Origin of the sequence: Afifella marina DSM 2698 (genome assembly GCF_900102695.1) — a bacterium.
Classification (GTDB): Bacteria; Pseudomonadota; Alphaproteobacteria; order Rhizobiales; family Afifellaceae; genus Afifella; species Afifella marina.
Genome location: NZ_FMVW01000018.1, coordinates 1 through 8018 on the forward strand (window position 1 = coordinate 1; position 8018 = coordinate 8018).

General features: G+C 61.5%; 10 protein-coding genes. 7 read left to right on the top strand and 3 right to left on the bottom strand.

Annotation, left to right across the window (positions count from 1 at the left end):
* Window positions 1–156: transposase (locus BLP76_RS18670; RefSeq protein ID WP_171904424.1), on the top strand; the 156-nt coding region annotated here is incomplete at its 5' end.
* Between the two features lie 161 nt (window positions 157–317).
* Here the strand turns inward: BLP76_RS18670 and BLP76_RS18360 are convergent.
* Complete coding sequence (locus tag BLP76_RS18360) at window positions 318–803, bottom strand: single-stranded DNA-binding protein (protein WP_092816662.1); 486 nt, start codon at window positions 801–803, stop codon at window positions 318–320.
* Between the two features lie 172 nt (window positions 804–975).
* Here BLP76_RS18360 and BLP76_RS18365 point away from each other — a divergent pair, with 172 nt between their 5' ends.
* The 5 genes from BLP76_RS18365 to BLP76_RS18385 all read left to right on the top strand — a co-directional run bounded on the left by BLP76_RS18365 (window position 976) and on the right by BLP76_RS18385 (window position 6226).
* A complete protein-coding gene (locus BLP76_RS18365) occupies window positions 976–1401 on the top strand; it encodes a VOC family protein (RefSeq protein WP_092816664.1) in 426 nt (141 codons plus the stop codon).
* A 117-nt stretch (window positions 1402–1518) separates the two neighbouring features.
* Window positions 1519–4401, top strand: a complete 2883-nt coding sequence (gene uvrA / locus BLP76_RS18370; protein ID WP_092816666.1) for an excinuclease ABC subunit UvrA — start codon at window positions 1519–1521, stop codon at window positions 4399–4401.
* Between the two features lie 21 nt (window positions 4402–4422).
* Window positions 4423–4875 carry an NUDIX hydrolase gene (locus BLP76_RS18375; protein WP_092816668.1) on the top strand — a complete coding sequence of 151 codons (453 nt, stop codon included), beginning with the start codon at window positions 4423–4425 and terminating at the stop codon, window positions 4873–4875.
* A gap of 255 nt (window positions 4876–5130) precedes the next feature.
* Complete coding sequence (locus tag BLP76_RS18380; protein WP_092816674.1) at window positions 5131–5892, top strand: potassium channel family protein; 762 nt, start codon at window positions 5131–5133, stop codon at window positions 5890–5892.
* 175 nt (window positions 5893–6067) lie between these two features.
* The gene (locus BLP76_RS18385; protein ID WP_092816670.1) at window positions 6068–6226 is read left to right on the top strand and encodes a DUF1127 domain-containing protein; all 159 of its coding nucleotides are present in this window, start codon (window positions 6068–6070) and stop codon (window positions 6224–6226) included.
* 104 nt (window positions 6227–6330) lie between these two features.
* On the opposite strand, the gene BLP76_RS18390 is transcribed toward BLP76_RS18385, so the two are convergent.
* Window positions 6331–6939 (bottom strand): hypothetical protein, encoded by a 609-nt coding sequence (locus tag BLP76_RS18390; protein WP_200170631.1) that lies wholly within the window; start codon window positions 6937–6939, stop codon window positions 6331–6333.
* Window positions 6940–7054: 115 nt separating this feature from the next.
* On the opposite strand from BLP76_RS18390, the gene BLP76_RS18395 reads away from it, so the two are divergent.
* On the top strand, window positions 7055–7618 hold the full coding sequence (locus BLP76_RS18395; RefSeq protein ID WP_092816672.1) for a type 1 glutamine amidotransferase domain-containing protein: 564 nt from the start codon (window positions 7055–7057) through the stop codon (window positions 7616–7618).
* Between the two features lie 169 nt (window positions 7619–7787).
* On the opposite strand, the gene BLP76_RS18400 is transcribed toward BLP76_RS18395, so the two are convergent.
* The coding region (locus BLP76_RS18400; protein WP_171904425.1) for a transposase at window positions 7788–8018 on the bottom strand (231 nt) is incomplete at its 5' end.

The window sequence follows — 8018 nt, forward strand, 5'->3', positions numbered from 1 at the left end:
TCCTTTGCCGATGCAAAGCAGCTCCATGGCCACCGCTACGCCCGGTTCCGAAGTCTGAGCCGCGTCTCCAGCCAGTGCCTGCTCGCCGCCGCCGCCCAGAACATCAAGAAGATGGCCATCGCACTCAGCCGGATGCCGGCTCCGAGCCCCGCATGAGGGCCCCCAGCATCCGCTTCGACGTAGACAGACAAAATCGAGCAGCGATCCGCATCACCACAAAAAACAAACCCCGCCAAAAATGACGGGGTTCGTCAGCAGTCTGAAGGGCCGCGTGAGCGGCCCTTCATTTTGTCTGCTGTTTCTGTGCCGACCCGAGCTCAGAACGGGATTTCGTCGTCGAGGTCGTCCTTGAAGGAGCCGCGGCCGCCTTCCATCGGACCGGAGGAGCCGAAATCCGAACGTCCACCCCGGTCGGAGGAGGGGGCGTCGTAGCTGCCACCGCCGCCGCCGGCCCGCGTATCGAGCATGGTGAGGGCCGAATTGAAGCCCTGCAATACGACCTCGGTGGAGAAGCGCTTCTGGCCCGACTGGTCTTCCCATTCGCGCGTCTGCAACTGGCCTTCGAGATAGACCTTCGAGCCCTTGCGCAGATATTGCTCGGCGATCTTTGCCAGTCCCTCGTTGAAGATGACGACGCGGTGCCATTCGGTGCGCTCGCGCCGCTCTCCTGAATTGCGGTCGCGCCAGCTTTCAGACGTCGCGATGCGCAGATTGACCACCGGACGACCATCGTTCAGGCGCCGGATTTCGGGATCGGCCCCGAGATTGCCGATCAAGATGACTTTGTTGACGCTGCCGGCCATGAAATTCTCCCTGGTTTGTGGAGCCGCCGAGAGCGGCCAAAGGTTGCCCCTTTTCACTCAAGCGCCGCCGAACTGTAAACGGGGCCCCCTGCAAAGACGCTTGTCGCCGAATGGTGTTCACTGTATGTTCCTTGCCGGCATCGTGCAAGATCATCGGACGAGAGGCAGGCCTATGGAACAGAGACTGAGCGTCGTGACGCTGGGCGTCGGCGACCTGTCGCGCGCGCGACAGTTTTATGAGAATGGGCTCGGCTGGCAACGTGCGAATGCCCACGAGGAAGTGGTGTTCTATGATCTGAACGGTTTTGTTCTGGCGCTCTATCCGCGGGCATCCCTGGCGGCCGATGCCAAGATCGACCCGGACGGATCCGGATTTTCGGGCATCACGCTGGCCTTCAATGCGAGAAGTCGCGAGGAGGTCGATGTCGTCTTGAAGGAGGCAGAGGCGGCGGGAGCCGAGGTCGTCAAAACGGCCGAAGAAGTCTTCTGGGGCGGATATTCGGGCTATTTTGCCGATCCGGACGGGCATTTGTGGGAAGTTGCGCACAATCCGTTTTGGACAATCGACGCGGACGGGCGTGTCGTTCTTGGCGAATGATCGGCGTCGAAAGGCGAGCGGAGCGCGAAGCTGGAAGGACGGGGTTTTTCCATCACTCCGGCTGCACTAAATAAGCATCGGGCGAGCCTGCCCGCATCACCATCCTCCGGAACGGCCATGACGGATCCGCAAAAGACGCTCTCCGTGCGGGGCGCGCGCGAACACAATCTCAAAAACGTCGATCTCGATCTGCCGCGAGACAGTCTGATCGTGATGACGGGCCTGTCTGGCTCCGGCAAATCCTCGCTCGCCTTCGATACCATCTATGCCGAAGGACAGCGGCGCTATGTCGAGTCGTTATCGGCCTATGCGCGCCAGTTCCTGGAGATGATGCAAAAGCCGGACGTCGACCAGATCGACGGCCTGTCACCCGCAATTTCCATCGAGCAGAAGACGACGTCGCGCAATCCGCGCTCGACCGTCGGCACCGTGACGGAAATCTACGACTATATGCGGCTGCTGTTTGCCCGCGTCGGTGTTCCGTATTCGCCGGCGACGGGTTTGCCCATCGAAAGCCAGACGGTCAGCCAGATGGTCGATCGCATTCTGGCATTGCCGGATGGGACGCGGCTTTATCTGCTGGCGCCGGTGGTGCGTGGCCGCAAGGGCGAATTCCGCAAGGATCTTGCCGAATATATGAAGCGTGGTTTTCAGCGCGCGCGGATCGACGGAACCTTCTATGAGATCGCCGAGGCGCCGGCGCTCGACAAGAAGCTGAAGCACGATGTCGATATCGTCGTCGATCGTGTGGTCGTGCGAGCGGATGCCGGGAGCCGGCTTGCTGATTCGCTTGAGACGGCGCTGAGGCTTGCCGATGGCATCGCCGTCGCCGAGTTCGCGGATATGGGCGAAGGTGGCAAGCCTGCGGCACCGATCGTCTTTTCGGAAAAGTTCGCCTGTCCCGTTTCCGGCTTCACGATTCCTGAGATCGAGCCGCGGTTGTTTTCGTTCAACAATCCCTTCGGCGCGTGTCCGACCTGCGACGGTCTCGGATCGGAACTGCGTATCGATCCCGATCTCGTGGTGCCCGATCCACGCTTGAGCCTGCGCAAGGGCGCAATCCACCCTTGGGCGAAATCGAGCTCGCCTTATTATCTGCAGACGCTCGAGGGGCTCGCCCAGCATTATGGCTTCAGCCTGACGGTTCCGTTCGAAGAGCTGCCTGAGAATGCCCGCCAGGCCATTTTGTATGGCACCGGCAAGGAGAAGGTCGCTCTCGTCTACGACGACGGTCTCAGAAAATATCAGGCGAAGAAGACCTTCGAGGGCATCATCCCCAACTTGGAGAGGCGCTGGAAGGAGACCGATTCCGCGTGGATGCGCGAGGAGATCGGCAAGTACATGTCCTCAACGCCATGCGCGTCCTGCAACGGTTTGCGGCTGAAACCGGAAGCGCTGGCGGTGAAAATCGCAAGTCTCAACATTGGCGAGGTCTCGCACTTTTCGATCCGCGAGGCGAACCGCTGGTTCACGGAATTGCCGGAAAAGCTGAGCGGAAAGCAAAACGAGATCGCGCTGCGCATTCTCAAGGAAATTCGCGAACGGCTTCGCTTTCTCGACGATGTCGGGCTCGATTATCTGACCTTGTCGCGCAATTCGGGTTCGTTGTCGGGCGGCGAGAGCCAGCGCATCCGGCTCGCCTCCCAGATCGGCTCTGGCCTGACCGGCGTTCTCTATGTGCTGGATGAGCCGTCGATCGGCCTGCATCAGCGCGACAATGCCCGGCTTCTGGAGACGCTCAAGCATCTGCGCGACCTCGGCAACACCGTCATCGTCGTGGAGCACGACGAGGATGCGATCATGGCGGCCGACCATGTCGTCGATGTGGGGCCCGGCGCCGGCATCCATGGCGGCGAGGTGGTGGCGGAGGGCACGCCCGGCGATGTCATGGCAAGTCCGGCCTCACTCACGGGCCAGTACCTTTCGGGCGCGCGGGCGATCGAGGTTCCGCAGACGCGCCGCAAGGCCGCCAAGAAACGCTGGCTGAAGCTCATCGGCGCGACGGGCAACAATCTCAAGGACGTTACGGCGAAAATTCCGCTCGGCACCTTCACCTGCGTGACCGGTGTTTCGGGTGGGGGCAAGTCCACGCTCCTTATCGACACGCTCTATAAGGCGGTCGCACGACGCCTCAACGGTGCGCGCGAGCAGGCCGCGCCGCATGCGGAGCTTGCCGGGCTTGAGCATCTCGACAAGGTGATCGACATCGATCAATCGCCGATTGGACGCACGCCGCGTTCCAATCCGGCGACCTATACGGGGGCGTTCACCCCGATCCGCGAATGGTTTGCGGGGCTGCCGGAGGCGAAGGCGCGCGGCTATCAGCCGGGCCGTTTTTCGTTCAACGTCAAAGGTGGACGCTGCGAGGCCTGCCAGGGCGACGGTGTCGTCAAGATCGAGATGCACTTCCTGCCGGACGTCTACGTCACCTGCGACGTCTGCCACGGCAAACGCTACAATCGCGAAACCTTGGAAGTCATGTTCAAGGAGAAATCCATCGCCGATGTCCTCGACATGACGGTGGAGGAAGGCGTCGACTTCTTCCAGGCGATCCCGGCGGTGCGCGACAAACTGAAGACGCTGGCGCGTGTGGGGCTTGGCTATGTGCGCATCGGCCAGCAGGCGACGACGCTTTCCGGCGGCGAAGCGCAGCGGGTGAAGCTTGCCAAGGAATTGTCGAAGCGCGCGACCGGACGTACCCTCTATATTCTCGACGAGCCGACCACGGGGCTGCATTTCCACGATGTGGCGAAGCTTCTGGAGGTGCTGCACGAGCTGGTGGAGCAGGGCAATACGGTGGCGGTGATCGAGCACAATCTCGATGTCATCAAGACCGCCGACTACATCATCGATCTCGGGCCGGAGGGTGGCGACGGCGGCGGTGCGATCGTGGTGGCAGGCACGCCGGAAGAGGTCGTGGAAGAGCCGCGGAGTTACACAGGGCAGTTTCTGAAGCCGATTCTGGAGCGCGGCATGCGGCGCTCTGAGGCCGCGGAATAGACGTCACTCGCGAGGCGCACGATCCTCCGCTCCGCAGGCATTTTGATGTTCCGCCGGAGATCTTCCGGCCCCGAGGTGCTGCTCGTTCATCCGGGCGGCCCGTTCTGGGCGAAGAAGGATGACGGTGCCTGGTCGATCCCCAAAGGTCTGCGAGAAGAAGGAGAGGCTGCGGAGGTGGCCGCCCGGCGCGAGTTCTACGAGGAAACGGGATGCGTGCCGGATGGCGATCTCATCCGCCTCGGCGAGTTCAGGCAGGCGGGTGGCAAGCGTATCGAAGTCTTCGCGCTTGAGGGAGATTTCGACCTCGGCGCATTCAAGAGCAATGTCTTCGAAATGGAGTGGCCGCCGCATTCGGGCGGGCGCCGGACCTTTCCCGAGGTCGATCGTGCCGGGTGGTTCTCCCTCGAGGAGGCACGAACCAAGATCCTCAAAAGCCAGCAGCCGATCCTCACCACCTTGGACGAAGTGATCTGAGAAACTCGCCGAGGGGCGGCGGTGCGAGTGCCACGTTTGCGTCCGGGCGCCGTCACGGGATGTAGCCGAGCGCGTGTGGATCGGGCGTCTCAGACGCTTTCACCCCGTCGCGTTGCATGGCCGCGATGCAGCGCCCATGATGAATAGCCGCGCCGGTTGCAGGGCGGTGAGGGGGGCGCTTTGGCAGACAAACGAGAGCGGCGATTGCCCGGCAAGCCACGACGCGGCTCTTCCTCCGGGCATAGCCCGCAGGGCCTGCGCGTTTTCCTCACCCAGCTTTACGAGGGTGACAGCCGCCGTGCCCACCGCTTTCGGTTAGGACTTTTGATCTTTGACTGCGCGACGCTGCTGTTCGTCGTCGTCACGTCTTTCGTGCCCTATTCGCGTGCGCTCATCTGGTTCGATTTCGGACTGGGCCTCGTCATCCTGGCGGATTTTCTCGCGCGGCTTTTCATCAGCCGGCATCGCCTTTCGCATCTGGCCCGTCCCACGACGTGGGCGGATATTGCCGCGATCGTCTCGTTTTTGCTGCCACTCGCCGATGAAGGGGCGGGCTTTCTGCGGGTCCTCAGAACCCTGCGGCTTTTGCGCACATATCATGTGCTCGTCCGCTTCCGAAAACGCAGTCCCTTCTTCCGGCGAAATGAGGAAGCGATCATCGCACTCGCCAATCTGGCCGTGTTTCTCTTCATCATGACGGGCATCGTCTATGAGACGCAGCACCGGCAGAATCCGGAAATCGGCAACTACGTCGATGCGCTCTATTTCACCGTCACCGCATTGACGACCACGGGTTTTGGCGACATCACGCTCGGCGGCACGAGCGGGCGGCTGGTTGCCGTCGTGATCATGATCTTTGGGGTCACGCTGTTCCTGCGCCTCGTGCAGGTCCTCCTACGCCCCCGCAAGATCCGCTTCACCTGCCCAAGCTGTGGCCTACAGCGCCACGAGGCTGATGCGGTTCATTGCAAGGCCTGCGGCGAGCTCCTCAACATCCCGGATGAGGGCCGTTTCTGAGCCCAAAATCCCCGCAACGGAAACTGCCTCTTATGCAGGCGGATAAGGTTACAAAATTGCGGCAACTGCCTCCCTTTTCGGCATCCCAGCCATGCGATTTGTGCACTGCAAAAGCAGAGCGGGTATCGCTATATCCGCCTCGTCAAACGCTAGATAAAACATTCCGAGGTTCATTATGGGCACGTCCTCCAAGGGCCTGCTTGGTCGCTTCCGCCGCTGGCGCCGCTATCAGCGCACTCTGAAGGAGCTGCAGGGGCTCTCCGTTCGTGAGTTGCACGATATCGGTATCACTCCGGGCGAAATCCGCCGCGTGGCGCGGGAAGCCACGTTCTGATTTCCGGCCTCTGAGGCCAGGTTTTGGGTTGAAGACCGCCGGCGAGAATTCGCCGGCGGTTTTCGTTTGTGCGCTTTTGTTTGGGGAGAGGTCTCCGCCCGGCCTTATCGCTCGGCGAACCAATCTTTGAGGGGCATGATCACGGGCGGCTCGGCGTTGGCGTTGGGCCAGGAATCGATCGACCAGCGTTGCTTGGACCGGGTGTCGGTCACGACGGCGGTCGCGTGGGGATAGCGCCCGTCGAGGAAGAAGCCCCTCGCAACCGGCTCCGCGACCGTGTGATATTTGAGCAGCCCATGCTCCTGCAGGAAAACGAGCAGGCTCGTCGTGTTGGTCGCCTCGTCGATGCAGTCCATTTGGGTCGGATCTCCGCCGCCGACTTTCTCAAAGCCGCCCAAATCGCCGGAGGTGCCGATTTTCCGTCCGACGTTGTCCTCGAAAATCTGTACGGCTTTGGAGATTGCGCGGCGTTCTTCCTGCGCATTGGCGACGTCGCGGAAAGGCTGGGAGAGCATGCTGATCTCTTTCGGCGAAAACCGCACCGGTGTCGTCAGGAGACAGCTGAAGGCGTGGCAGACATAGACCTTGTCGCCCTTTGGCGGCTGCGCCTTGCGGGCCTCGTACCATCGCATCCGCATGGTCTCGGAATTGCTCGTGCAGCCGGCAAGGGTGAGGCCGGCGAGCGCAAGAAACAGGATTGTCCACCGCCACATCGCCGGCAGTCTAAGTGAGCCGCTGCGGTCGGAAAAGGTCGGAACTCGTATCCGGGTATGTCGTTGAATCATCGAAGAGACGGGCCATCCGTCGAGAAATTCAAGGAGTTGAGACATGCACGATATTACCGGAAAAAAAGTAGCCATTCTCGCAACCAACGGCTTTGAACAGTCTGAGCTTGAGGTGCCGCTGAAGCAGCTGCGCGAGGCGGGTGCCGAAGTTCATGTGGTTTCTCCGCAGGAAGGCGCGATCAAGGGCTGGGATAAGGACAATTGGGGCAGAGAAGTCCCTGTCGACCGGAAGCTCGACGAGGTCAACGCCAACGATTACGACGCCCTCGTTCTTCCGGGCGGCCAGATCAATCCCGACCTCCTGCGCGTGGAAGAGAAGGCCCTGTCCCTCATCCGCGCGTTCTATGAGCAGAAGAAGCCGATCGGTGCCATCTGCCATGCGCCATGGCTGCTCGTTGAGACAGGTGTCGCCAAGGGGCGCGACATGACCAGCTACAAGTCGATCAAGACCGATGTGATGAATGCCGGCGCCAACTGGCACGACAAGGAAGTCGTCGTCGATCAGGGCATCGTCACCAGCCGCAACCCGGGTGACCTCGATGCCTTCTGTGCGAAGGTGGCGGAGGAAATCGCCGAAGGCCGTCATATGCAGCGTCAGGCTGCGTAGAGCGGGCCTACTCGCACGACAGCCTCGTCAGAGGATACGGAAAGGCCGGCGTCACGCCGGCCTCAGACTGCTGACGAACCCCGTCATTTTTGGCGGGGTTTGTTTTTTGTGGTGATGCGGATCGCTGCTCGATTTTGTCTGTCTACGTCGAAGCGGATGCTGGGGGCCCTCATGCGGGGCTCGGAGCCGGCATCCGGCTGAGTGCGATGGCCATCTTCTTGATGTTCTGAGCGGCGGCGGCGAGCAGGCACTGGCTGGAGACGCGGCTCAGACTTCGGAACCGGGCGTAGCGGTGGCCATGGAGCTGCTTTGCATCGGCAAAGGAGCGTTCCACCGTCTCCTTGCGCCGCTTGTAGATCGCTTTGCCCCAGGGTGTCAGGCGATGGGCATCGGTCCTTTC